General features: G+C 36.3%; 23 protein-coding genes and 3 pseudogenes. 24 read left to right on the top strand and 2 right to left on the bottom strand.

The window, feature by feature from the left end; genetic code table 11:
* Positions 1-111: 111 nt before the first annotated feature.
* The 13 genes and pseudogenes from VAHSUH02_RS04525 to VAHSUH02_RS04585 all read left to right on the top strand — a co-directional run bounded on the left by VAHSUH02_RS04525 (position 112) and on the right by VAHSUH02_RS04585 (position 11,284).
* Entirely contained in the window at positions 112-1,692 is a 1,581-nt protein-coding gene (locus VAHSUH02_RS04525) for a YadA-like family protein (protein WP_005383909.1), read from the top strand.
* A gap of 200 nt (positions 1,693-1,892) precedes the next feature.
* On the top strand, positions 1,893-2,690 hold the full coding sequence (locus tag VAHSUH02_RS04530) for an ADP-ribosylglycohydrolase family protein (RefSeq protein ID WP_005383907.1): 798 nt from the start codon (positions 1,893-1,895) through the stop codon (positions 2,688-2,690).
* A 26-nt stretch (positions 2,691-2,716) separates the two neighbouring features.
* A pseudogene (locus VAHSUH02_RS04535) lies at positions 2,717-3,382 on the top strand (ankyrin repeat domain-containing protein); the annotation flags it as partial.
* Positions 3,383-3,412: 30 nt separating this feature from the next.
* Positions 3,413-3,832 carry a hypothetical protein gene (locus tag VAHSUH02_RS04540; RefSeq protein ID WP_038148924.1) on the top strand — a complete coding sequence of 140 codons (420 nt, stop codon included), beginning with the start codon at positions 3,413-3,415 and terminating at the stop codon, positions 3,830-3,832.
* Positions 3,825-4,184 (top strand): hypothetical protein, encoded by a 360-nt coding sequence (locus tag VAHSUH02_RS04545; RefSeq protein WP_005383904.1) that lies wholly within the window; start codon positions 3,825-3,827, stop codon positions 4,182-4,184. Before VAHSUH02_RS04540 ends, VAHSUH02_RS04545 begins: the two co-directional genes overlap by 8 nt.
* A 48-nt stretch (positions 4,185-4,232) precedes the next feature.
* Complete coding sequence (locus VAHSUH02_RS04550; RefSeq protein WP_038148921.1) at positions 4,233-4,703, top strand: hypothetical protein; 471 nt, start codon at positions 4,233-4,235, stop codon at positions 4,701-4,703.
* 31 nt (positions 4,704-4,734) lie between these two features.
* Complete coding sequence (locus VAHSUH02_RS04555; protein WP_005383900.1) at positions 4,735-6,249, top strand: SMI1/KNR4 family protein; 1,515 nt, start codon at positions 4,735-4,737, stop codon at positions 6,247-6,249.
* 56 nt (positions 6,250-6,305) lie between these two features.
* Complete coding sequence (locus tag VAHSUH02_RS04560) at positions 6,306-7,328, top strand: DMP19 family protein (RefSeq protein WP_038148916.1); 1,023 nt, start codon at positions 6,306-6,308, stop codon at positions 7,326-7,328.
* A 61-nt stretch (positions 7,329-7,389) separates the two neighbouring features.
* Complete coding sequence (locus tag VAHSUH02_RS04565; RefSeq protein WP_005383898.1) at positions 7,390-7,875, top strand: prolyl-tRNA synthetase associated domain-containing protein; 486 nt, start codon at positions 7,390-7,392, stop codon at positions 7,873-7,875.
* A gap of 21 nt (positions 7,876-7,896) precedes the next feature.
* Entirely contained in the window at positions 7,897-9,237 is a 1,341-nt protein-coding gene (locus tag VAHSUH02_RS04570) for a B12-binding domain-containing radical SAM protein (RefSeq protein WP_005383897.1), read from the top strand.
* Positions 9,238-9,248: 11 nt separating this feature from the next.
* Positions 9,249-10,016, top strand: coding sequence for an antibiotic biosynthesis monooxygenase (locus VAHSUH02_RS04575; protein ID WP_005383896.1), 768 nt, complete (start codon positions 9,249-9,251; stop codon positions 10,014-10,016).
* A 113-nt stretch (positions 10,017-10,129) separates the two neighbouring features.
* The gene (locus tag VAHSUH02_RS04580) at positions 10,130-10,684 is read left to right on the top strand and encodes a macro domain-containing protein (protein WP_005383894.1); all 555 of its coding nucleotides are present in this window, start codon (positions 10,130-10,132) and stop codon (positions 10,682-10,684) included.
* A gap of 102 nt (positions 10,685-10,786) precedes the next feature.
* Entirely contained in the window at positions 10,787-11,284 is a 498-nt protein-coding gene (locus VAHSUH02_RS04585; RefSeq protein WP_005383892.1) for a methylated-DNA--[protein]-cysteine S-methyltransferase, read from the top strand.
* A 114-nt stretch (positions 11,285-11,398) separates the two neighbouring features.
* Here the strand turns inward: VAHSUH02_RS04585 and VAHSUH02_RS04590 are convergent.
* Positions 11,399-11,674 (bottom strand): annotated as a pseudogene (locus tag VAHSUH02_RS04590) (fumarylacetoacetate hydrolase family protein); the annotation flags it as partial.
* A gap of 172 nt (positions 11,675-11,846) precedes the next feature.
* Between VAHSUH02_RS04590 and VAHSUH02_RS04595 the strand changes: the two are divergent.
* Both VAHSUH02_RS04595 and VAHSUH02_RS04600 read left to right on the top strand, forming a co-directional pair.
* On the top strand, positions 11,847-13,052 hold the full coding sequence (locus tag VAHSUH02_RS04595) for a hypothetical protein (protein WP_005383888.1): 1,206 nt from the start codon (positions 11,847-11,849) through the stop codon (positions 13,050-13,052).
* Between the two features lie 43 nt (positions 13,053-13,095).
* Positions 13,096-14,118, top strand: a complete 1,023-nt coding sequence (locus VAHSUH02_RS04600) for a branched-chain amino acid aminotransferase (RefSeq protein WP_038148914.1) — start codon at positions 13,096-13,098, stop codon at positions 14,116-14,118.
* Positions 14,119-14,222: 104 nt separating this feature from the next.
* On the opposite strand, the gene VAHSUH02_RS04605 is transcribed toward VAHSUH02_RS04600, so the two are convergent.
* Positions 14,223-14,615 (bottom strand): thioesterase family protein, encoded by a 393-nt coding sequence (locus VAHSUH02_RS04605; protein WP_005383886.1) that lies wholly within the window; start codon positions 14,613-14,615, stop codon positions 14,223-14,225.
* Between the two features lie 170 nt (positions 14,616-14,785).
* On the opposite strand from VAHSUH02_RS04605, the gene VAHSUH02_RS04610 reads away from it, so the two are divergent.
* From VAHSUH02_RS04610 to gmhA, 9 genes and pseudogenes are all read left to right on the top strand, one after another.
* Positions 14,786-15,523 (top strand): TVP38/TMEM64 family protein, encoded by a 738-nt coding sequence (locus VAHSUH02_RS04610; RefSeq protein ID WP_005383885.1) that lies wholly within the window; start codon positions 14,786-14,788, stop codon positions 15,521-15,523.
* 43 nt (positions 15,524-15,566) lie between these two features.
* A complete protein-coding gene (locus tag VAHSUH02_RS04615; RefSeq protein WP_005383884.1) occupies positions 15,567-16,760 on the top strand; it encodes an aminotransferase-like domain-containing protein in 1,194 nt (397 codons plus the stop codon).
* A 186-nt stretch (positions 16,761-16,946) separates the two neighbouring features.
* Positions 16,947-17,780, top strand: coding sequence for an Mrp/NBP35 family ATP-binding protein (locus VAHSUH02_RS04620; protein ID WP_005383883.1), 834 nt, complete (start codon positions 16,947-16,949; stop codon positions 17,778-17,780).
* A gap of 86 nt (positions 17,781-17,866) precedes the next feature.
* Positions 17,867-18,037, top strand: a pseudogene (locus tag VAHSUH02_RS04625) (anion permease); the annotation flags it as partial.
* A gap of 135 nt (positions 18,038-18,172) precedes the next feature.
* Positions 18,173-19,471 (top strand): M18 family aminopeptidase, encoded by a 1,299-nt coding sequence (locus tag VAHSUH02_RS04630; RefSeq protein WP_005383881.1) that lies wholly within the window; start codon positions 18,173-18,175, stop codon positions 19,469-19,471.
* A gap of 293 nt (positions 19,472-19,764) precedes the next feature.
* A complete protein-coding gene (locus VAHSUH02_RS04635) occupies positions 19,765-23,211 on the top strand; it encodes a pyruvate carboxylase (RefSeq protein WP_005383880.1) in 3,447 nt (1,148 codons plus the stop codon).
* Between the two features lie 169 nt (positions 23,212-23,380).
* Positions 23,381-23,854, top strand: coding sequence for a transcriptional regulator NrdR (gene nrdR, locus VAHSUH02_RS04640; RefSeq protein ID WP_005379058.1), 474 nt, complete (start codon positions 23,381-23,383; stop codon positions 23,852-23,854).
* 9 nt (positions 23,855-23,863) lie between these two features.
* Positions 23,864-24,790, top strand: a complete 927-nt coding sequence (locus VAHSUH02_RS04645) for a dipeptidase (protein ID WP_005383878.1) — start codon at positions 23,864-23,866, stop codon at positions 24,788-24,790.
* Positions 24,790-25,359 carry a D-sedoheptulose 7-phosphate isomerase gene (gene gmhA, locus VAHSUH02_RS04650; protein WP_005381034.1) on the top strand — a complete coding sequence of 190 codons (570 nt, stop codon included), beginning with the start codon at positions 24,790-24,792 and terminating at the stop codon, positions 25,357-25,359. The genes VAHSUH02_RS04645 and gmhA overlap by 1 nt, the downstream gene beginning before the upstream one ends.
* Positions 25,360-25,394: the final 35 nt, after the last annotated feature.

Consider the following 25,394-nt stretch of genomic DNA (forward strand, 5'->3'; position numbering starts at 1 on the left):
CATGAATGAAAATACATATGAAATCTTGTGTATAGTATGAAAGGGGGTAATAGTATAGTTGTTTTTGTTTGTGATTTTGTATATTCATAGAGAGATGAGAGAGAAGAGAAAATGAATAAAGTACAAAAGATGTTAACTGGTAAGATGAATTCCCAAAATTATAATCCTAAGAATGTAAAGTGCTTTAGTACAACCGCAACTGCTTGTGTAATTGCATTAACATTTGGTGTAGGTGTTATGTTAAATATATTAACTGTAGGGGCTGCAGGCCAAGTAATTGGTGGTTATACGGCTGGTAACCAAGCGTTAGGCGATGGTAGTGTGGTTGTCAGTGGTGGTAAGGATAAGGCACCTAACTTAGCAGAAGGTGAAAATAGTGCAGTCCTTGGAGGAACAAAAAATATGACCGAAGGCCCTTATACCGCTATTGTAGGGGGCTTTCAAAATATTGTTCACGAAGAAATAAAAAATGGTACCATCCTTGGTGGTACGAAAAATCAAATTGAAGCAGTAGGAACCTTAGTAGGAAATTATGCAACTATCAGCGGTGGGGAGGATAATATTGCGTATGGTGAGTCCTCATCTATTTCAGGTGGTAATTCCAATGGTACGTATGGATTACATAGTTCTATTGCTGGTGGTCGTGGCAATAATGCAGCTGGTGAAATTGGTTCTGTTATAGGCGGTTCTCAAAACAATGCAGATGGTAAAGGGAGTACACTTGCAGGCGGTTTAGGGAATACTGGTGTTGGTATGTGGTCATCCGTATTTGGGGGCAGTAAGAATGAAGCCGTAGGCACTGGAGCATCTATCCTTGGTGGTGGCGGTCGTGAATTTACAGGTCGTAAATTTGTGACCCATAAAAATATTGCCAATGGTGAGTATAGCACCATTGTTGGATCACGAGATGCTATGACCGTAGGAAATGGTAGTGCCGTTGTGGGTGGATCTAATGGTCTAACACTTGGTCTTGCTTCTACTTCTGTAGGTGGTGGTTTTACAGGTTTTAAGGCCGAGAACAGTTTGGCATTAGGTCATAAGGCAGGTGCTACTGTCAAATATGGCACTGCCATTGGTTATGAAAGCGTAGCTACCGAAGAAGGTACTATTGCATTTGGTCATGATGCTGGTGATGTTTCTGGTTACACAGTAAAATATCCAGATAAAGAAATCACCACACACTTAGGTTATAAAAAGACTGTGCCAGATTATGATAAAGAACCGACAGTAACACCTACTACATACTCAGATGCTAAATATAATCGTTTGGTGAAAGTAGCTGATGGCGTTGATGCACATGATGCAGCTACAGTAGGTCAATTAGAATCTACTATAAGCCAAGTTCAATCGGTAGGATCGAATTTAGAAACTACAGTTAATAAGGCAACAGCCTCAAGTTATGCATTAGCTGCATTACAACCAAATTTCTCTGAAGGAGAAACTGGATTAGGTGTAGCCGTTGGTTTTGGTCATTATCATGGAAAAACAGCTACTGCTTTAGGCGCTTACTATCGCCCAAGCCGCAATGTACAATTTAATGTAGGTACTGTGGTAGGCAATGGTAACCAAGGCTTTAATGGTGGGCTTAGCTTTAAAGTAGGCCCTGAATCTAAATCAAATACAACATCCACCGATGAAAGAATTGCTCAATTAGAAAAACGTATTCAAGAATTAGAGCGTTCAAAGAAATAATTCTATATACATTAAAGCTTAAATAAGGATTATATAAATAGAGCCCTTTGCTTGTGCAAAGGGCTTTTACTATACACTCATACTTATAAATGTAATATAATTAAACTAAATGGATAGTATTGGCGGAACATTTATGTATATAGTTAATACGATAAAAATTAGCTAAATAATAAATTCAACAAATTCAGGGAGGGATTAACATGTTAGGAGCAATCATTGGTGATATAGTTGGTTCACGATTCGAATTTAATAATATTAGACGGAAGGACTTTGATTTCTTTACAGATCAATGTGTGTTAACTGATGATAGTATCATGACACTTGCTGTAGCAAAGGCAATTCTTATGAGTCAACCAAATTACAGAAATCTTTCAAAAAATGCAGTGGAATGTATGCAGACGATTGGGAGATGCTATCCAGGTTATGGATATGGCGATCGGTTCTATAGATGGATTTTTGCAGAGAATCCAAAGCCATATAATAGTTATGGTAATGGTTCTGCTATGAGAGTTAGTGCTGCTGGATTTGCAGCACATAGTTTGGACGAAGCAAAGCTTCTTTCTAAGTTAGTTACTGAGGTCACTCATAACCATCCAGAAGGCATGAAAGGTGCAGAGGCGACAGCAGTTGCCGTATACTTAGCTAAAACTGGTAAAGATATACAAGAAATCAGAGATTATATTAATCAGCATTATTACACCATGGATTTCACATTGGATGAAATCAGAGATACCTATAGGTTTAATGAAAGTTGTCAAGGAACCGTGCCACAAGCATTGCAAGCTTTTTTTGAATCCACTGATTTTGAAGCTGCCATTCGTAATGCCATCTCAATAGGTGGTGATAGTGATACTGTTGCTGCTATTTGTGGTGGTGTAGCACAGGCATATTATGGTATTCCAACGGATATTAGAAAACAGGCTCTGTCATTTTTAGATACTAAACTGTTAGGTATATTGACTGCCTTTGAAGAGAAGTTTATACCAGTTGTGGTATAAGTAAATAGTATATAGGAGAGAGGGATATGATACATCTTAAGGACTTAGGCAGTTTTGAATCTGTACCAGATTTAGTGACAGATATTATAAATGGAAATATAACTGCTCTTGAAAGCGCATTAAATAGTGGTTGGGATATAGATGAACCTGTACAAATTGGTAAATATAGTGAGTATTCACCTCTACAATTAGCATTAGTAATGGACTGTTTGCCAAGTGTAAAATGGTTGGTCGAACATGGTGCAGATGTAACCATCACAGAAAAGGATGGAATGCGTCCCTATAGTATTGCCATTGAAAAAGGCGATATGGAAATGGCAGAGTATTTTAAAAATTTAGAGCCTGCTGAGTACCATGATAAACAGAATAAAATGGATCAATTAAAACCATTTAAACTACCAAAAGTGTTAATATCCTTTTTAGAGGGAGATAATCTTTACTTTGAATTGCCAGACTCAGATTTTATCTCTATAGAGTTCTTACCTTTACTTGATACAGTTCCATTTAAATGGGGTCGTCGTAAACTATTACGTTTATCTAAAGAGCTAGGTGAGTACAACGATTATCAAATTGTTTGGGACCATAAATCTAAAAAGATTTCCTGTTATGATATGGAACATCAAGAACTACGAGAGCTCTGTAAATTTGATGAGTTTATAGCAGATATGGCAGGTCAATTAGAAACCTTATTTAATGTATATCGTAAAGGAGAGGCAATACATATGACAGATACATTTGAGAAAACATATACGGATTGGTCCATTGATGTAGGCACCTATAAATATGAAGGTATTACACTGAATGAAGTTGAACAAAATCTGTATGCTATTGAGGACCAAGAGCAAGACTTTGTAGTTATTTCTCCATCAAAGGCAATCTCCATAGATAATAAACTATATAGCTTTGTACAGGTTTGTAGTGATCGAGATACCGATTTATTACATATAGAGCTTAGTGTAACTAATGATGGTGACCGAGGCGCCATCATATATGGTAAAAATGAACTAGGCCACCAAGAGGTGTTACAGATCATAGAAGACTTTATTGCACATCATAAGGTTCCAACATTAGATGATTGGGACATCGTGTTAGATTTAAGACCTAAGATGGAAAGTTATGTAAAGGGTTCCGAAAATGACTAATGATGTAAAATATGATGAACGGTTAAAGCAATATACCTGGTCCTATGAAGGCATACAATTTTGTTGGGATGAGAAGCCAACAGATGCTAATGTAGATACTGCTAAATTATTAGCTACTAATTATCATAAGAATATAGATTCCATTGTTACTTTCATTCATAACGAAATTCTAGATTGGTATGGCGATGTCACTATTGATGAAGTGAAAACACGGATAGGTATGCCTATTATTGAGCCAGAGCGAGATGCTGTGACCTATTGTGAGCAAACCTTTGATGATACACACATCTTTTCCTTTACGTTTTGGGATGATGAATTCAAAGATTTACATTACTTTGCCATAGATGGATAATATATTCTCTAATGATTTAGTTACTACCAATAGCATGCGGAGTCTATTATGTTATATACACCGAATAACCTTTTGTATAAGTATATTCGCTATCGATTTAGACGGATTCAGATTCAATGTAATATGTTATATGATATAGCACCAGAGGAAGAAGATGAAATTTATCGCAATCTATTAAAAAAGAGAGCAAAAATATTAATTCCTATTGGTATATTATATTTCTTGATTTTTGGAGTCACTTTCGCTTGGATAGCAGGAACCAGTGAGGAATTAAACCCGTTAATGCAATGGGAAATACGGGTAATATACAATGTTATACCCATTTTAAATACCATAGATATTACGTGGTATGCCTATTCTTTAGATCTATTGCGGGCAGCAGTCATATTAATGCCCCTAGCGATTATAAATTCATTTCCTTATATAATTATTGCCTATATTGTAGATACTATATTGATACGACGCGAGGTGAAAGCTTTAATCAAAACATATTCTATGAAGGAGTATTTAAAAATTTAGATTGTATCGGTTTAAAATAGGAGAGAGTATTATGAGTCATCTAAAAGATTTCAATTGGACTGGATTTTGGAAAGACACCGATTATGCATTTGAGTCCTATATCGGTAAACCTGTTAACGATGAGGATATTAAGAATGCTGAAGCTGAACTAGGCTATACATTGCCTGCAGCATATATTGAACTACTTAAAAACCATAATGGTGGTGTAGTAAATAAGAATTGTTTTATTAACGATGATGACGATTGTGTATATATAACAGGAATATATGGCATCGATAGAGATAAAAAATACTCTCTTTTAGGTGAGATGGGTAATGAATTTTGGATTTCAAAAGTAAAATATCCCCCTATCGGTATCGTTGTAGCCGATACAATTTCCGGCGGTCACGACATGATTTTCCTCGATTATCGTGAGTGTGGTCCTACCGGTGAGCCTAAGGTTGTACGTGTAGATCAAGAATGTGATTACTCAATTACGCCGTTAGCAGATAATTTTGGTGACTTTATTAAGAACTTATATTTCAGTATAGAAGAAATTACGGATGCAGAGTTTCAAGAATTAAGTGATACAGAAAAGGTTAAGCTCCTTAATGAACAAGAGGGCATCGATTTCAAGCGTGCGATGGAGTTATTAACTAACATAGGCATTGATAATTTGTCGCCTATATTGTTAAGTGCCTTAGGACGTATGTATAACAATAATGGCCTCGCAGCAGAGGCTATCGATTTATTTAATCGTATAGATGAGGCACATCGCGATTGGTCTTGGTACTATCGTTGTGGCTATGCTCATGCATCTTTAGGGTGTGGTGAAAGCTATGATTCTGAACATGTACAAAAAGCATTACAGTTAATAGAGACGGGCATAAAAATGACGAAAGCAGCCCATTTAGATAAACAACTTGGTTGGTGCTGTGAAGTTGTAAAATACCTATTAACTCAAATCAAGCCAAAAGAGTACAAGGAGGATTATCCTGTGATATTTGAAACCATTAAGAATCTCTTTGATAATAAAAATAATAAAGAGACTATAGAAGATAACCATATTGAAGACGATAATGAATACGAAGAAGATAACTATCCTACATATGATGTAGCACATTGGGTATTTAATAAGCAAACATATAGCAGAGAAGCATTTTCCAAAGAATACAATGAAAATGTAAAGAAATATGTAGATGATAATCAAGCAGATGACGATGATAGATTAGAAGAACCTGAAATTCTAGTAACCTATGAAGCTTGGATTGAAAGTGAAGACCAACTTTTTGATAATGAACGTGTTACCGACGAAGAATTACTGGAAGAAGATAAAGAAGATGGCATGTGGCAGGTAGAAATTATGGCTCATCTTGTGGCGGATAATGGCACATATTTTACTAGAGAAGAATTACTCTTTAAATTGCACAATTTGATGGCCAATAAAGAATTGGGCGATCATGTATTCTTTGAAGGTATTGAATACGAAGGCCATGAATGTGAAGGGTATGGCCTCATAGATAACGAAGACGGTATACCTGTATTCTATATTGTTTGTGGTAGCTAGCTTCTAGATAATGTTTATTTTAAGACTATATATGAAATATGATAGGATGTGACATAATGGCATTAACGGTTGAACAATTTAAAGCATTTTCTGATGCGGAGCAATTACAAACCATTAAAGAGCTTAATAATTCTGGGAATGTAGAAACTATTATTAATATATTAACTGATATGGGCATGGAAAATTTATCCGTACCTCTATTAGGTGAGCTTGGTAGAGCTTATAACAATAATAGCAATGAAAAAGAGGCTATTAAGGTATTAGAAACTATTGATGAAGAGTATCGTGATGCGGTGTGGTATTATCGCTGTGCCTATGCGTATGGAGCCCTTGTTTTGGATAATAGTGACGGGTACACATCGAATACTATGCAACAGATGCTAAGATTAGTAGATAAAGGTGTACGTTTAGCTACAGAAGCGAAACTAGATGATATAAAATCGTACTGTTTTGAAGTCATTGATATGTGCTATTTGCAAATGGATTTTGAAACATGTGAATCTGATTATCCTGACTTGTGTTCTGCTTATAATGAATACGTAGCAGAGAAAAAGAAGAAACGTAAAGGTGTACCTCGTCATCGGACAATCACTGTTGAAGAGATACAAGCTACCGATGATGTATGGACCATTAATGAACCCATGTATTGGACCATCAATATATATGGATCTTATGATGATTATATAGAATCCGCAAAACCTTTCACCTTAGAGCAACGCTATCTTAATGCTATATCTTGGTACTTCGCAGAGGTTAATAATGGTGGTCATCATCAATTCTTCTATAACTCTACCGGTATTGTATGGGAAGATGCTCTAGAAGGTTTACGACTATTTAAGATGGATATACTAGCGGATAATTTACAATCTGTCATCGATTATTTTGGTGGCTCAGTTCCATTTGATAGGGAAGAACGATGGAACATTTTAAAAGATTGGGAAAATGAGGATGAACTGTTCGATTTCCTTGATAAAAAAGATGATGTAGTATATGAATATGATGGAATCTATGAAGACACATTCGTACATGCACATCCTGAATTATTTGTATTTGATGGGACCTATAAAGTTCCAGAATAAATGTAGTGATATAGCATATAAGTGCTACTTTCACTAACAATATATGTATTAGAGGTATTACATGTTAGATAAACAAGGCGTATATGATTGTTTGCGTGACCATCATATCGATTTTGAAGTTACGGATCACGCACCGCTATTTAGTATGGACGATAAACCAGATGTAGAACTGCCATATCCAGAATGGGATGCGAAGAATTTATTTATCCGAGACCATAAGCGAGAGCATTACTATTTAATTACTGTACGCGGTTCAAAGCGTGTAGATTTAAAACAATTCCGTAAGGAACACAATCTTAAAAAGATTTCCTTTGGTTCTGAAGAAGAGTTATGGGAGATTTTGAAGATTAAACCAGGTCATGTATCACCATTCTGCTTACTCCACGATGAGGAGCGTAAGGTGCATTACTACATTGATGCGGATTATAAGGATAATCTCATTGGTATCCATCCAAATCAAAATGATGCGATCGTGTGGTTACAAGGAAAAGACCTTGTTAAGCTTATAGAGGAGCATGGTACAATAATTGAATATATAACAATATAGATGTAACATAAGAGGTTTTACATGAAAGTTAAATTGATTCAACCGCGTATGTTAAAACGTCCTATGGATACAGATTTAAAAATACGCATGTCCCCTCATTTAGGTTTGTTGACGGTGGCTAATATTATTCGACATGATTGTGAAGTTACAATTGAAAATGAAAATATTAGACCCATTGATTTTGATGATGTGCCTGACTTGGTAGGCATAGCAGTTACTGTAGATGTTTTACCTAGAGCTATTGAAATTGCATCTATATATAGACAAAAAGGTGTTAAGGTTATTGCTGGTGGTATACATATTACCACTGCATCTAGTTCTGTGCCAAAGGATGCATTTGATAGCTTATGTATTGGTTTTGCAGAAAATACATGGCCTCAAATTATAGAGGACATGAAACATAATAGATTACAATCTGAATATGTATCTAAGCCTTTAACTTCTGGGAATGATATTGTAGCGCCTGCATATGACATGATAGATAAGACCGATTATTTATGGTATAACGTTGTTTCTACAAGTCGCAGTTGCCCTCATAAATGCGATTTTTGCTATAATAGTTCTGGAACTCATCAATATATAAATCGTAATATAGATGATGTGTTAGCAGATATTAAAAGTTTAGGCACAAAGCATATTATGTTTATTGATGATAATTTTATTGGTAATATTTCTTGGACTAAACAGTTTTTAGAGCGTATTAAACCTTTAAAATTAAACTGGAATGCAGCGGTTACTATGAAAATAGGACAATACCCTGAATTAATGGATTTGATGAAAGAAACTGGTTGTCAGAGTTTATTTATTGGTTTTGAAAGTATCAGTCCTCAGTCTTTATCTAGTGTTCATAAAATGCAAAACAATCGTGAAGAGTTTGAAAGACTTATTAACGAATTACATAAGCGTGGCATTATGGTCAATGCTAGCTTTGTATTTGGTCTAGATGGAGATACGCCAGAGACATTTAAAAATACATTAGATTGGATTATTAGCCAGAAAATTGATACCATTACCTCTCATATTGTAACTCCATATCCGGGGACTGAATTTTACAAGAGAATGGAAGCTCAGAATAGAATTTTTGATCATGATTTATCTAAATACAATACGTCTCATGTAGTTGTAACGCCGCTTGGTATGTCTAAAGAGGAATTAGAAGAAGGATATCTTTGGATATATCAAGAGTTATATTCCATAAGAAATATATTCCGTCGTATGCCTAAGACTATCGGAACGATACCAGCCTATTTGACCTTTAATTTCTTTTATCGTAGATTTGGCCATTTTACATCAAAAGTATGTGAACTTTTAACTTATAAACGTATTGGATTATGGGCTGAAAAATTATCAAGATATATGTAAAGGAGTCACTAATGAATAAGAGAATGATAAAACGAATTTTGCTAACTTCTGCTATTGCCATATTAGGCGTTAGCACATCGTTAGCAGCATTCACATTTGATAAACAAGAACAAGTCGATACAGCTCCTATTGTAGGTTTGTATCGTTTCCAAGTACCTGCTGAATTACAAGGTGCGTATAATACTGTAGGTGTTCAGAATTTAACAACCTCTATGGAGAAAGAATCTAATACATTATCTATGAATGTGGCTCATGTAAAAGGTAATCCATCTGAGTCATACGTAGTGGAGGTATATAAAGATACGGCTGCCTTAGAAACACACCGCAAATCCGAGCATTTCCAAAACTATATTAACGAGGTTGGTTCTAAACTGACAAATCGTAAATTGTATGATGTACAGCCTTTGTTATTGATTGAAAAACCAAATGCGTTATCTTTGATTAATGACGGTCAATCTGTTGTGACCTTAACAGATTTTACAGTAGACGGTAATGAAGTTGATACAGTACAAAAACAATATCAATTAGATATTGAACGTGCCGTTCGTGATGATGCGGGTTATAAGGCAGGTTATGTATTACGTGAAAGAAATAATAAAACTCACTGGTATGTAATTCAAATTTATAGCGATGAATCAGCTTTCAATAAACATGTAAATAGTCCGGGATATCGTTTCATGATGAGCCAAATTCAAGGTAATCTACAAAACGTTACCACAAAAGTATTAGATGGGGATATCTTGGTCAATCATGGTGGTCAAGATTTTGTAAGACCATAACTTTTGATATATTATAAACAGTAAAGTTACTGCTAGCGTATGCATATGTATGTGCTAGCAGTTTTTTGTTACATAATAGATGAACGTATAGTCTATACTAAAAGGAGTTACATATGACACAGCAAAAACGGTTACGCTATTTGGTGGAAGGCTTAGTAGCAGAATACAAAGAGAAGCATAACGAACATATAGAGATCCCTGTGATTGAAGAAGAGCAATTTACTCTCTTTAGATCTTTATGTAATATTCGCCCTGCTGGTGGAATGCCTCTTGAATGGATGAAGATAGAGGCTGAATATTTAAATATATTGGCTCATGAAAAGGGCATCGTAACCATTAATGATATGGAAGAGCGAGAGACTCAGATTTATCTGTGGCAAGGAGACATTACTCGATTATCTGTAGACGCTATTGTAAATGCAGCCAATAATCAATTATTAGGATGTTTTGCTCCAAATCATAAATGTATCGATAATGCCATTAACTTACACTCCATTGCATTCTGTTGTATTTCTACTGGTGAGTTTAGATTCCCTAATGAAGAAGCAGCACAGATTGCCATAGATACGGTACGAACATATTTAAAAGAAACAAATAGTAAAATACAAGTGGTATTTAATGTGTTTAAGGATATAGATTATGACATCTACAACAAATTATTGGGATAAATAATATACTCCTTTTGAAATTCATAAAAATACTGTATCATTTAATAATGACATACAAAAGGTTATGAATGATTTGTTAGTTTAAAAAGGAGTTAATGTACTATGAATTATAAATACACCTATGAAAGCCCATTAGGAACTATGATTATGCTTGGTACATTAACGTATTTAACAGATTTATTTTTTGTAGATGAAAGCCATGCTCCTACTTATGATGATGCAGAATATATTGAACAACTAACAGGCCCTTTTGAAGTGACCATTATGTGGCTAGATCAATATTTTAAAGGTCAAAAACCATTTATTACTCCACCAATACAATTAGAAGGAACAGAGTTCCGTAAGTCTGTATGGTCTGTATTACAAACTATCTCTTATGGTGAAACGACAACTTATGGTGAAATAGGTAAGAAGATTGCTGAAAAACAAGGAAAAGATAAAATGTCTGCTCAAGCTGTAGGAGGTGCTGTAGGACATAATCCTATATCTATCATTGTTCCGTGTCATCGTGTAATTGGCAGTAATGGTAAATTGACCGGATATGCAGGTGGTATTGAACGTAAGAAATATTTGCTAGATCTTGAAGCGAAACATAAATAGTACATATTAGATTGTAAAATCATATTTAAATAGACTTATAGAAAAAGAAGAAAGAGATTACTCATGATGGATAGACACATCATAGGTAATCTCTTTTGGTATATATAGGGGGGACTATTTAAATTGATTTACTAAGGTACCAATGCCACTAATCGATATAGATACGGTATCTCCTGATTTTAACCAACCATATCGTTTTTCATTTTTACCAAGTACAACACCACTAGGTGTACCGGTAAAGATAATGTCACCCTCCTGTAGTGTAATATACTGAGATACAAATTCGATAATCGCATCTGGTTTAAATAGCATTTGTTCTAATTTAGCTTGTTGACGCACTTCACCATTTACTGTTGTGGTAATGGTAGCATTTTCAAAATCAAAATCGTCATAGATTTTTTCATGAGAGATACCTCCTTACGAGATGAGATACATATATTGTAAGTTAATTATAATATAAATCGGTATGTAAAGAATATTTTTGACGAAATAATTATATAGAGGCATTTTTGTCACATCCTGTTTGTTATACTTAAACAAAGTAATAAAAGGAGGAGTCCCTATGTATATGCATAGAAATGTGACAGATAAATTTATAGGTACCGTAGTATCTTGTGACATTATAAGTACGGGTAGCTGGTATGGTGATTTACCAGATGGCGTTCCAAAGGAAGTGAAATTAAATCGTAAAGATTACTATATTGAAGAGATACAACATATTTCTATTAAGGAAACCATAAGTGTTACCTATGGCATTAAATGGGAGCATATCTCGAAACCTGTAGAGGGTAAAATAGAATCCTTAACTACTAAGGAGTACTCAATTGACGAATCTAAAAAACAATATCTATTAGAGCTTATGGGGCGTAGATTTTCCGATGATATTGACCTATATGATGAGGATGAGTGTGCTGTCCAAGTGCAGCTCATCAACACCGAGGATCAGGAATTTATATATGAATTTCCTTTTGATAATACCCTGAGGGCCATGTCTATACTATTCAGACAAATTCTAGGTATGTCTATATTACTTTTATTTGATGGAAATCGAGAAAAAGATAGAATTCAAGAGATTCATATTGAAGTGCAAAAAAATATGTACCAAGAATATGGTGACGTAAATACATTGAATTTTAATTGGAATGATCCGTCTATTTTCATTGATTGTAATAGTAAGCAATTTGGTCACTCTAGCCATAGTCATAGCGAGTATGTAGATAATCAAATGATTCATCAATTGAAGCAAGATATTGACTTTCACATTGGCGAAACGCTATATAGTCTAGATTCCTTTAGTCTTAGTGAAAGTCATGACCTTGATAGAGACCCTGCTCGTGGTGGTATAGTAACAGTACGTATTAAATGGGCGCATAAAGAGGATACATTGTTTATAGGAAATATAACTAATCAGTATGTGCCAACTTGGTATAAAAATCTAATTAATTTTATACATGCTCATACAAGAGATAAATCTTTACAAGAGTTTTTACAATCAAATCATACATCTGATAGAAGAATTTATACGTATTGTTCTGTATATATTTTTAAGATAAACCAGGAATTTTATTATCGTACTGATAGAAATGATATATATAAAGGAGATATTGTAAAAGTTCCGTTTGGATCCGATAATGCGGTTCGTACTGGTCGTGTAGAATCTATTTCATATCATACGCGTTACGACGTACCTTATGATTTGAATCGTACTAAATTTATTATAGATAAACTTCCGACCTCTATAGAATATGTTGAAATAACTTGCTCATAGTGTTAAGATTATAAGTATATTAATAAGCATGGAGGTTATTGTTATGAGCAAGAATATCGATTGGGATAATCTCGGTTTTGGTTATGTAGAAACCGACTACCGTTATTTGACTACATATAAAGATGGTAAATGGGACGAAGGCGGATTAATTACTGATGCTAACGTTGTTCTTAATGAATGTGCAGGTGTATTCCAATATGCACAAACTGTATTCGAAGGTTTAAAAGCATACTACACTAAAGATGGTCACATTGTATGTTTCCGTCCAGATCTTAATGCAGAGCGTTTAAATCAATCTGCGGAACGCCTTGTAATGCCTACATTACCTGAAGGACGCTTCCTTGAAGCTGTAAAAGAAGTTGTAAAAGCAAACAAAGACTTTGTTCCTCCTTATGGTCATGGTGCAAGCCTTTATATCCGTCCATACATGATGGGTACAAACTCCGTTATCGGTGTAAAACCTGCAGATGAATATCAATTCCGCGTATTTACTACACCAGTAGGACCTTACTTCAAAGGTGGCGCTAAACCAATCAAAATTCGTATCACTGATTTTGATCGTGCAGCTCCTCATGGTACTGGCCATATTAAAGCTGGTTTAAACTATGCGATGAGTTTATATGCTATCACTGATGCTCATAACAAAGGTTATGCAGAAAACATGTACCTTGATGCGGCTACTCGTACACATGTAGAAGAAACTGGTGGTGCAAACTTTATCTTCATCACTAAAGATGGCAAATTAGTAACACCTAAATCTGATAGTATCTTGCCATCCATTACACGTCGTTCCTTGATGTATGTAGCAGAACATTATCTTGGTATGAAAGTAGAACATCGCACTGTTTATAAAGATGAATTAAAAGACTTTGTTGAAATGGGTCTATGCGGTACAGCAGCGGTTATTTCTCCAGTAGGTCAAATCGATACTCCAGAAGGCACTATCAATGTACCAGCTGGCATGGATGATATGGGCCCTGTAACTAAAAAATTATATGATACATTACTTGGTATCCAACATGGTGAAATCGAAGCTCCAGAAGGTTGGGTAGTTAAGATTTGCTAATCTTTAAGTAATATACAATAATATAATATTAAAACATCCTCCATAATCAGAAGATTGTGGAGGATGTTTGCGCTTATAGAATTTATTTGATTGGATCTATCGATTTAGTTTGATGTTTTTCGTGCACTGACCTTAGTCATAAATTTCTCGTTGTTAATGACAAATCGTTCATGTGTGCCTTTACCAATAATTCCAACACCATCGGATGCTTCGATGGCAAAGGAGATTTTTCGTCCTTCCACAGCTGTTACTGTAGCAGTGGCTGTAATTGTAGCACCCATTGGGGAAGGAGCATCATGGCTAATGGATAGGGAGATGCCTACCGTGCCTTCACCATCATTTAATTCTGGTTGTACCGCTGCTTGTGCCGCTTCTTCCATAAGTGCACACATAGCAGGAGTAGCGAATACCTCAAGAGAACCAGACTTCATTGTTTTTGCAATATTAGATTCTGTAACTGTAACTGTTGCTGTCGCAGATTGACCAACTTGTATCATAGTAAACCTTCTTTCGTAATGAACTAGAATATATTTGTATTATACAACTCTTATGAGTATATATGCTAATTTTGTAATGATAAAATTTATTATTCCTAAAATAGACTTAATTATACAGACTCTATAGAATCCGTGCTATAATAGTACTAGTTTTATTAAACGAGGTAACTATGAAAGAACGAAAATTTTCGCCTTCTGGTGAAGGCTTGGTGAAGGTAATAGCAGGCGTATTATTTGTCGTACTACTAATCATCATTAATATTGTAGATCCTACATTTTACCCAACTATGTGGCATCTAGCAACGAGTGGTTCTATGGAGGAAATTGCCGAGTATATTCAAGGCTATGGTCCTATGGCCATGGTGGTGAGCATGCTCCTTGATATTTTTGTCAATGCTGTAGGGTTTTTGCCATCCATCTTTATTTCCACAGCGAATGGCCTTGTGTTTGGCATGTGGCCTGGCATTATTATTTCATGGCTCGCTGAAACCATTGGGGTAGTCATCAGCTTTTACATTATGCGTTATTTCTTACGAGATGCGGCGGATAAGCTAATTTCTAAGAGTACCACATTGATGAAGGTTGATGATTTTTCCGGTAATAATGGTTTTGTGGTCATGTTATTTGCTAGATCATTACCTTATTTTCCATCTGGTGTCATCACTGCGCTAGGGGCTATCAGTAAGATTAAACCGCGTGACTATATTTTAGCAAATTTAATTGGTAAATTTCCGTCTACAGCCCTTGAAGTTGCTATTGGCACAGATATTGTAAATTTTCAAGAAAATATGGGGCGTCTAGGTATTATTGTCGTCGTAGCAGCCATTGTATATTTTATTCTATGGAAGGTATATAAACGATATATTAATAAACGTAATGCAGAACGAGAACATGATCCTAATGCTTAATAAACATGTATTTCTATGTAATTAAAATAAAAGAGGCGATACTATGAGTTTTTCACTTCCTGAACGCGTAATATTAAAAGGGCCTAATTTCATCCGTGAAGTATTTGAACGTGGTGTGGGTGTACCTGGATTTATCAGTTTTGGTATTGGTAATCCAGCACCAGAGGCAATTCCTGTGAAAGTTATCGAAGATGCCTTTGATTTCATCGTTCATGATAATCCTATGAGTTTATTACAATATGGTCCGATGCAAGGGGATGCGCGATTAGCAGAATTGACCTTACAGCGTTTATCAAAAGTTCACCATATGAATTTAGAGGGTCAAGGTTTGATTATTTCTAATGGGGCTGGTCAATTATTGGGCTTGGTGCCAATTACTGTGTGTGAACCTGGCGATGAAGTGTACATGGATGATTATACTTTCACAAGTGCTATCAATTCTGTACGCAATATGGGGGCTAAGGCAGTCGGCATCAAAACTGATGAATTCGGTATGATTCCAAGTGCGTTGGAAAAAGCGGCTCAATTAGGCAAGGGGAAATATATCTATTTAATTCCAAATTTCCAAAACCCAACAGGCATTACCATGCCACTAGAACGTCGCAAAGAGATTTACGCCATAGCATCAAAATATGATTTGTTTATCTATGAAGATGACCCATATGGTGAAATTCGTTTTGCTGGTGAACATGTACCGACCTTTAAATCCTTTGATACGGAAAACCGTGTTCTTTACGCAGGATCGTATTCTAAAACATTATCGGCAGGATTGCGTGTTGGTTTCTTGTTGGGCCCAGAAGATGTTATCGGCACTATCCAAGCGTTAAAAAATAATACGGCGGGACAAATGCCATTAGTTACACAAAAGGTTGTAGCACACGTACTAGACCATATCGATTACGATGCACATTTAGAAAATGTACGGAAGGTATATAAATCTAAATGTGATGCTATGATGCGTGTCTTTAAAGAAAAAGGTAGTTCCAAGGTTCATTTGACTCAACCTACAGGTGGTATGTTCGCATGGATGACAATGCCGGATACTGTTGATTGTGATGAATTCTTTGAAGCGTGCATGAATAAAAATGTAGGCATTATTAAATGTGGTGCTTTTGCAGCGGATGGTGTACAAAATGGTCATGCATTCCGTTTGAGCTATACGGTGCCAACAATTCCAGAAATTGAGAAGGGGATGGAAATCCTCTGTGCTCTTACAAAGGACTATTGTGGTGAATAATTTAGTCGTTTAAAGCGTATAGGTATATTGAAAATTATTAAACTACCATGATACAATAACACTGTAAATATATGATGTGTGTTAGTTGTAGAAAGAGCTTTCACAATGAACGATATTTACAATGAGATAATAATTTTCTAACTATATATTGTTGAGGGAAGTCCTCGAAGAAAGTAGGTGTTTACTATGGGTTGCGGTAGCAGCAGTAGTGATTGCAATAGTTGTCCATCCAAATCCGCAGGTTGCGGTGGTGCACAACAGCCTCAAGATATGACGGCGCCATTGCATGAATTGAGTTCCGTTAAACATGTTATCGGTGTTGTATCCGGTAAGGGTGGTGTAGGTAAATCCTCCGTTACAAGCTTGATGGCCTTAACGATGGCTCGTAAAGGTTATAAAGTAGGTATTCTTGATGCTGATATAACTGGTCCATCTATTCCTAAGATGTTTGGTATCAAAGAAAAGGCTTACGCTGACGAAGTTGGTATGTATCCTGTTAAAACTAAGCAATATGGGATTGATGTAATGTCCGTTAATTTGTTGCTTGAAAATGATACAGATCCTGTTTTATGGCGAGGTCCTATTTTGGGCAATGTAGTAAAACAATTCTATAGTGATGTTATTTGGAAAGACATCGATTATTTATTCGTTGATATGCCACCAGGAACGGGTGACGTAGCGATTACTGTATACCAATCCTTGAAATTGGATGGTATCATCATTGTTACATCTCCTCAAGACTTGGTATCCATGATTGTTGAAAAAGCAGTTAAGATGGCTGATTTAATGCAAGTGCCTATTATTGGTGTAGTGGAAAACTACTCGTACTTCCATTGCCCAGATAACGGTAAGGATTACCAAATCTTTGGTGAAAGCCACATTGAAGAAATCCTCCAAAAATACGGTCTTTTATTGTTGAATCGTTTGCCAATTGATCCAAACATCGCAAACCTTTGCGATAAAGGTGATATTGAGTCTATCGACAAAACAAATTTAGAGGATGTATCTTTGCCTGAATAGGATATATATGACGATGAAAGCTGTGCATAGTTTTAGATGCACAGCTTTTTTCATACAAAGTTTAATTTTTTTCCTATGTAGGAGGTATGTGTATGTCTTTGACTCACTATGCTGCAGGCCCATCTCCAGTTATCTTCAATACTGGATATGTTCCTCAAAATGCATGGTGGAAACTTGGTTTCTTCTCATCCGTAATCAACTTAATCATCTTTGTAGGATTAGGTTCTATTTGGATGAAAGCAATTGGTATGTGGTAAAACACAATTACATAAACGTATACGATTATGTATACATGACGCCGTCCCTTGTGGGACGGCGTTTTTGTGTTACAATGACAATAGATTATGTATATTACATAACAATTTGCATGTAATAATTAAGTAGGAGGTCATATGAAATTTGATAATCCTCAATTAATAAAATATATCAAAGGATGTACATCTCCGTATCATACGGTAGATACTAGTTTGCAACTATTATTAGATGCAGGATTTACAGAGTTATCCTTAGAAGAACCTTGGAATCTAACATCTGGAAATTATGTGGTTAATGTATTTGGTACGACATTATTTGCCTTTCACATAGGCGAGGACTATCGTCATTCCTTACGCATTGCATCGGCTCACACAGATTTTCCTGCTATACGGGTCAAGCCAAATCCTATTACAGATGTGAAAGGATACACAAAGCTCAATGTTGAGATGTATGGTGGATTAATTCAAAATACTTGGTTAGATCGACCTTTAGGGGCCGCCGGAACAGTTGTCTTAAAGGGTGAAAATTCATATGATGTTGATTCTGTTCTATTTGATACGAAGCGGCCAATCGCTATTATCCCTAATTTAGCGATTCATATGAACCGTAGTGTGAATGATGGGGTAACCTTAAATCGCCAAAAAGAAATGTTACCTATCATCATGATGAAACCAGATGGAGATACGACAAAATCTGAGGAAGAGGTATGGAATCAATTTTTAGCAGACGAGATTAATTGTGATTCATCTGAAATTTTATCCTATGAAATTACACTCTATCCTGTAACAGAAGGTGCATTAGTTGGTACAGATTTCGATTTCATTAGTTCTCCAAGACTTGATAATTTAACGTCTTGCTTCGGTGTTCTTGCGGGTATTGTAGAGGCAAAGAAAAATAAAGTTGATGGTATTCGCTGTGCAATCCTATTCGACAATGAAGAGGTGGGTAGCCGTACTAAACAAGGCGGAGCAGGAATGTTATTGCCAAACTTATTAGAACGTGTGTATCGCAGTTTAGGATTAAGCCGTGATGATATGGATTTAGATGTGGCTCGTGGCTTCATGATTTCATCTGATGTAGCCCATGGATTGCATCCAAATTATCCAGAGAAAAATGATATTACCAATTTCCCGGTACTCAATGGAGGGGTTACATTAAAACAGGCCTGTAGCCAATCTTATGCAGGCGATGCAAAGGCTATTGCCATTGTGAAAGGCCTTTGTGAGGAAGCTAATGTAGCCTACCAGATTTATGTTAATCGTTCTGATATTCCAGGCGGCTCAACTGTAGGTTCTATTTCATCAGCTATGTTACCAATGCGGACGATGGACATTGGCTTACCATTATTGGCTATGCATTCCGCTGTTGAAACGATGGGGGCTCGTGACCAAGAACAATTGAATCATTTAATGCAACATTTCTTGGGTGATGAATAAATTACATAAATATAATCTTATTCAACATCTGGTGTATGTAAAAATACATATGAAAAATTAATGAATAGAATAATTTCTATATTAGGTTAAATAATTTATAAATATAACCATATTGATGATTAATGCTTTTAATATCTGAAAATTATTGTATAATATAAGTATATTTGATTCATAATCGGATATCAAAAAAAGTGATAAATGTTTAAGTAAAACATGTATTTCGATATGCATATATACAATGTATATCAATGCACACGAACCTATCATTCGATAGGACTCGGTAGGAGGCAATTATGAAGAAAATTAAATCCGTTTTGGTAGCCAATCGTGGCGAAATCGCAATCCGCGTATTTCGTGCATGTAACGAAATGGGTATTAAAACAGTAGCTATCTATTCTAAAGAAGACACATTGTCCTTGCACCGTAACCAAGCTGATGAAGCATATTTGGTTGGGGAAGGTAAAAAACCAGTTGATGCCTATTTGGATATTGAAGATATCATCCGCATTGCTAAAGAGCATGACATTGATGCTATCCATCCTGGCTATGGTTTCTTATCCGAAAACGAAGAGTTCGCTCGTCGTTGCGGTGAAGAAGGTATCATTTTCATTGGACCTCACGTAGAACATTTGAATATGTTCGGCGACAAGGTTAATGCTCGTACACAAGCTAAATTGGCAGACATTCCAATGATTCCAGGTTCTGATGGGGCATTGCGTGATTTTGCACAATTAGAAGAATTTGCTGAAACTCACGGCTATCCATTGATGATTAAAGCCGTAAACGGTGGTGGCGGTCGTGGTATGCGCGAAGTTCACCGCAAAGAAGATTTACGCGATGCTTATGACCGCGCTAAATCCGAAGCTAAAGCAGCATTTGGTGATGACGATGTTTACGTAGAAAAACTCATCGTTGAACCTAAACATATTGAAGTACAAATCTTAGGTGATGAACATGGTAATGTAGTTCATTTACATGAACGTGACTGCTCTGTACAACGTCGTCACCAAAAGGTTGTTGAAATGGCACCAGCTTTTGCATTGCCATTAGAAACTCGTAAAGCCGTATGTGATGCAGCCGTAAAAATCATGAAAAATGTTGGCTACGTTAATGCTGGTACTGTTGAATTCTTGGTAACTTCTGATGGTTCCTTCTATTTCATCGAAGTTAACCCTCGTATCCAAGTAGAACATACCGTAACAGAAATGATTACGGACATCGATATTGTTCATTCTCAAATTCGTATCGCTGAAGGCTATGATTTGCACAGCCCAGAAATAGGCATTCCTGAACAAGATGAAATTCCTTGTAAAGGTACTGCAATTCAATGTCGTATCACTACAGAAGATCCTAAGAACAACTTTATGCCAGATACTGGTAAAATCTTAGCATATCGTAGTTCCGGCGGCTTTGGTATTCGCCTTGACTCTGGTAATGCTTTCACAGGCGCTGTAGTAACACCTTATTATGATTCCCTATTGGTAAAAGCTACTGCATTCGGTCCTAACAACGAAGAAACTATTCGTAAAATGCTTCGTTGCTTGAAAGAATTCCGTATTCGTGGCGTTAAAACAAACATTCATTTCTTGATTAACGTTCTTGAAAACCCTGAATTCCAAAGCGGTAACTACACAGTTAACTTCATTGAAGACCATCCTGAATTATTCGAATTAAAACCAGATCGCGACCGTGGCACTAAATTGCTTCGCTACATTGCGGATACTACAATCAATGGTTACTCCGGTGCAGGCCCTCAAGAGGTACCTGATTTTGAACCAATGCAATTGCCATCTAAATTAGATGTATCTCCTGCACCTGGTACAAAACAAAAATTCGACGAATTAGGTCCAGAAGGTTTCAGTAAATGGTTGGCTGACCAAAAACAAGTATTCTTTACAGATACAACATGGCGTGATGCTCACCAATCCTTATTTGCTACACGTTTGCGTACCATCGATATGGCACGCGTAGCTGGCGATGCCGCTAAAGGTGTACCAAATCTATTCTCCTTAGAATGTTGGGGCGGTGCAACATTTGACGTATCCTATCGCTTCTTGCACGAAGATCCATGGGAACGTTTGCGCATGTTCCGTAAAGAAGTGCCTAATACATTGCTTCAAATGTTGATTCGCGGTGCTAATGCCGTTGGTTATACATCCTATCCTGATAATGTAGTTCGTAATTTCATTCAATTGTCCGCTAAAAATGGTATCGACGTATTCCGCGTATTTGATAGCTTGAATAGCCTTGACAATATGAAGGTTGCTATTGATGAAGTTCGCAATCAAAATAAGATTGCTGAAGTTGCATTGTGCTACACAGGCGATATCCTCGACAGCAATCGTCCTAAATACAATCTTGATTACTATGTAAAAATGGCTAAAGAATTGCAAAATGCTGGTGCCAATATCATTGCTATTAAAGATATGGCTGGTTTGTTGAAACCTCAAGCTGCATACAACTTAGTATCCGCTTTGAAAGATGCTGTAACAGTACCAATTCATTTGCATTCTCATGAAGGTTCTGGCAATACTATTTATTCTTATGGACGTGCTGTAGATGCTGGTGTTGACGTTATTGACTTAGCATATTCTGCATTTGCTAATGGCACTAGCCAACCAAGCATGAATTCTATGTATTACGCTTTAGCTGGTACTGAACGTCAACCACAAATGAATATTGACTACATGGAAGAAATGTCTCATTACTTCGGTAGTATTCGTCCTTACTACAGAGGCGTTGATAAAGCTGAAAAATATCCAAATACAGAAGTATACCAACATGAAATGCCAGGCGGTCAATATTCCAACTTGCAACAACAAGCTAAAATGGTTGGACTTGGTGATCGTTGGACAGACATTAAAAAAGTATATCACCAAGTTAATATGATGTTTGGTGATATCATCAAGGTAACACCTTCTTCTAAAGTCGTTGGTGATATGACATTGTACATGGTACAAAATAATTTGACTGAAAAAGATATCTATGAAAAAGGTGATACTCTTGATTTCCCTCAATCAGTAGTAGAATTCTTCGAAGGTCGTCTAGGTACACCATATCAAGGGTTCCCTGAAGAACTTCAAAAAATCATCTTGAAAGGTGCTCGCCCTATTACTGTTCGTCCTGGTGCTGTATTACCTCCAACTGATTTCGAACATGTTCGTAATGAATTAAACGAAATGGGTGCTAATACTACTGATGAAGATGTAAGTGCATACTGCTTGTATCCTAAAGTATTTAAAGACTACACTAAATTTACTAAAGACTTTGGTAATGTATCTGTACTAGATACACCAACATTCTTCTTTGGTATGAAACGTGGTGAAGAAATTCAAGTTACTATTGAAAAAGGTAAAACATTAATTATCAAGATGAATGGTGTATCCGATCCTGATGAAGATGGTAATCGCATCGTTCTCTTTGAATTCAATGGCCAACCACGTTCTATTAAAGTTCATGATAAACATGCTAAAACAACTGGCGTTGTTCGTCGTAAAGTAAATGAATCCAACCCTGGTGAAATTGGTGCTACGTTGTCTGGCTCCGTTGTTAAGATTCTAGTTAAGAAAGGTCAATCCGTAACTAAAGGTGAACCATTAATCGTAACAGAAGCTATGAAGATGGAAACAACAATTACAGCTCCTATCGGTGGTATCGTTGAAGAAATTCTTGTTCGTGAAGGCAGCCGTATCGAATCCGGTGATTGCTTGTTACACATTGAAGATGCTATTAAACGTTAATTTCATACGATTTAGCGCGTAAGTGCATAAAAAAGTCCCCCATATAATACTCCTTTGTATTATATGGGGGACTTTTCCTACTAAATATGGTACTATATAAGGTATAAGAAAATAGGCGTATTGTGCCTTTTTCATGATTACTGACTGATTAGAAAAGGAGTATTAGCTAATGAGATGTCCTTATTGCCAACATACAGACACGAAGGTAACAGACTCAAGAACGACAGATGAAGGAAATAGTATCCGTCGTCGTCGGGAGTGTATTAATTGTGGACGCCGCTTTACTACTTATGAAATCATCGAAGAAGTACCACTCATGGTAGCAAAGAAGAATGGTCGCCGTGAATTATTTGACCGTGGTAAATTGTTAAATGGCTTGTTACGTTCTTGTGACAAACGAACAGTGCCTATGTCCGTTATGGAAGAAGTGGTCAATAATGTAGAGCGAGACATTCGCAATGAAGTAAATCAAGAGATTTCTACAGATCGTATTGGTGAACTTGTATTACAACAATTAAAAGATATTGACCAAGTTGCCTATGTACGTTTTGCTTCAGTATATCGTAAGTTTGATAATATTGACAGCTTTATGGCTGAACTTAAAGCATTAAAAAAATTAGATGCTAAAAAAGCAAAGAAATAGCGTGAATATATGATTGATTTACATTGTGATACGATAATGCAATTAATTGACCACCCTCATGATGGTGATTTATTTTCTAATAACTGGAAAATTGATATTGAGCGCCTTATCAAAGGGCATAGTCGATTGCAGGATTTTGCATTATTTGTAGACTTAGAAGAACAAGACGATTCGTATGGTAGATATGAATCTATGCGCCAATTGTTCGATAGTCAGATACAAAAATATAGCGACTATATCAGTCATGTGCGTTCTTATGATGATATTACAGCGTGTTATGAAAATCATAAAGTAGCTGCTTTATTATCCATTGAAGAAGGTGGAGTCCTTGGAGGCGATTTAGCTAAGTTAGACAAGGCTTACGCTGATGGTGTTCGACTTATTACATTGACCTGGAATTATCCTAATGAATTGGGGGAACCTAATACTGGAGATTCTCATAAGAAATTGACTAAAACAGGCATTGCATTTGTAGAACGGATGCAAGAATTAGGCATGATTGTTGATTGTTCTCATCTTAATGATGGGGGAACAGAACAATTAGGTGATATTCTTGATGTGCCTTTTATTGCATCTCATTCTAATGCGCGAGAAGTGACAGCTCATCGTCGTAATTTGCCGGATCACTTGATTCGTTTAATTGGCGAAAAGGGTGGCGTTATAGGTTTGAACTTTGCTCAATCCTTCTTAGGGACTTCACCTATCAGTCGCATCGATGATATTGTGAAGCACGGATTGTATATTATCAATAAGGGCGGTGAAGATGTAATCGCTCTAGGCACTGATTTTGATGGTATCAAGCCAAATACAGAAATTGAGGATATTTCAGATATGCATCGTTTGTATGATGCATTTCGAGGCGCCGGGCTTTCAGAAGAACAAACGGAAAAACTATTTTGGAAAAACGCGGATCGCCTACTAAAGGAGATTTTATAATGACAGATATAAATCCAATCATTGCGGATCGATTTACAGACCATCTTGATGTGTTTAGTAAAACAATGGATCAGATGGATGTTATTCAAGAAATTGCTAACCGCTGTATTGTGGCTTTGAATAGTGGCAATAAAATTTTATTCTGTGGTAATGGTGGTTCCGCTGCGGATTCTCAACATCTTGCAGCAGAACTTATTGGACGTTTTAAAAAAGAACGCCGCTCTCTTGCATCCATTGCGCTTACCACAGATACATCTATTTTGACAGCTGTTGCCAATGATTATGATTATGATGCAGTGTTTGCGCGTCAAGTTGAAGGCTTAGGCCGTTCTGGGGATGTACTTATCGGTATTTCCACATCGGGTAATTCAAAAAATGTTGTGAAAGCCGTGGAAATGGCACGAAATACAGGTATGCACACGATTGCTTTCACCGGTGAAGGTGGCGGTAAATTGGCAGAATTATGCGATCTTACACTAGCTATTCCAAGTACTGTTACGGCGCGTATTCAAGAAATGCACATTTTAGCTGGTCATATCATTTGCGAACTTATTGAAGAAGATTATTAATCGAGATAGGGAAGAAATCACAGATTTCTTGAAAG

The sequence above is a fragment of the Veillonella atypica KON genome, from assembly GCF_002959915.1.
GTDB classification, from domain to species: domain Bacteria; phylum Bacillota; class Negativicutes; order Veillonellales; family Veillonellaceae; genus Veillonella; species Veillonella atypica.

Coding starts and splice junctions, on each gene's coding strand:
- VAHSUH02_RS04605 (WP_005383886.1), bottom strand. CDS start 14,615: ATGATACAAGTTGGTCAATCTGCGACAGCAACAGTTACAGTTACAGAA.
- VAHSUH02_RS04560 (WP_038148916.1), top strand. CDS start 6,306: ATGGCATTAACGGTTGAACAATTTAAAGCATTTTCTGATGCGGAGCAA.
- VAHSUH02_RS04525 (WP_005383909.1), top strand. CDS start 112: ATGAATAAAGTACAAAAGATGTTAACTGGTAAGATGAATTCCCAAAAT.
- VAHSUH02_RS04595 (WP_005383888.1), top strand. CDS start 11,847: ATGTATATGCATAGAAATGTGACAGATAAATTTATAGGTACCGTAGTA.
- nrdR (WP_005379058.1), top strand. CDS start 23,381: ATGAGATGTCCTTATTGCCAACATACAGACACGAAGGTAACAGACTCA.
- VAHSUH02_RS04630 (WP_005383881.1), top strand. CDS start 18,173: ATGAAATTTGATAATCCTCAATTAATAAAATATATCAAAGGATGTACA.
- VAHSUH02_RS04610 (WP_005383885.1), top strand. CDS start 14,786: ATGAAAGAACGAAAATTTTCGCCTTCTGGTGAAGGCTTGGTGAAGGTA.
- VAHSUH02_RS04585 (WP_005383892.1), top strand. CDS start 10,787: ATGAATTATAAATACACCTATGAAAGCCCATTAGGAACTATGATTATG.
- VAHSUH02_RS04565 (WP_005383898.1), top strand. CDS start 7,390: ATGTTAGATAAACAAGGCGTATATGATTGTTTGCGTGACCATCATATC.
- VAHSUH02_RS04635 (WP_005383880.1), top strand. CDS start 19,765: ATGAAGAAAATTAAATCCGTTTTGGTAGCCAATCGTGGCGAAATCGCA.
- VAHSUH02_RS04645 (WP_005383878.1), top strand. CDS start 23,864: ATGATTGATTTACATTGTGATACGATAATGCAATTAATTGACCACCCT.
- VAHSUH02_RS04575 (WP_005383896.1), top strand. CDS start 9,249: ATGAATAAGAGAATGATAAAACGAATTTTGCTAACTTCTGCTATTGCC.
- VAHSUH02_RS04545 (WP_005383904.1), top strand. CDS start 3,825: ATGACTAATGATGTAAAATATGATGAACGGTTAAAGCAATATACCTGG.
- VAHSUH02_RS04540 (WP_038148924.1), top strand. CDS start 3,413: ATGACAGATACATTTGAGAAAACATATACGGATTGGTCCATTGATGTA.
- VAHSUH02_RS04615 (WP_005383884.1), top strand. CDS start 15,567: ATGAGTTTTTCACTTCCTGAACGCGTAATATTAAAAGGGCCTAATTTC.
- VAHSUH02_RS04530 (WP_005383907.1), top strand. CDS start 1,893: ATGTTAGGAGCAATCATTGGTGATATAGTTGGTTCACGATTCGAATTT.
- VAHSUH02_RS04570 (WP_005383897.1), top strand. CDS start 7,897: ATGAAAGTTAAATTGATTCAACCGCGTATGTTAAAACGTCCTATGGAT.
- gmhA (WP_005381034.1), top strand. CDS start 24,790: ATGACAGATATAAATCCAATCATTGCGGATCGATTTACAGACCATCTT.
- VAHSUH02_RS04550 (WP_038148921.1), top strand. CDS start 4,233: ATGTTATATACACCGAATAACCTTTTGTATAAGTATATTCGCTATCGA.
- VAHSUH02_RS04600 (WP_038148914.1), top strand. CDS start 13,096: ATGAGCAAGAATATCGATTGGGATAATCTCGGTTTTGGTTATGTAGAA.
- VAHSUH02_RS04555 (WP_005383900.1), top strand. CDS start 4,735: ATGAGTCATCTAAAAGATTTCAATTGGACTGGATTTTGGAAAGACACC.
- VAHSUH02_RS04620 (WP_005383883.1), top strand. CDS start 16,947: ATGGGTTGCGGTAGCAGCAGTAGTGATTGCAATAGTTGTCCATCCAAA.
- VAHSUH02_RS04580 (WP_005383894.1), top strand. CDS start 10,130: ATGACACAGCAAAAACGGTTACGCTATTTGGTGGAAGGCTTAGTAGCA.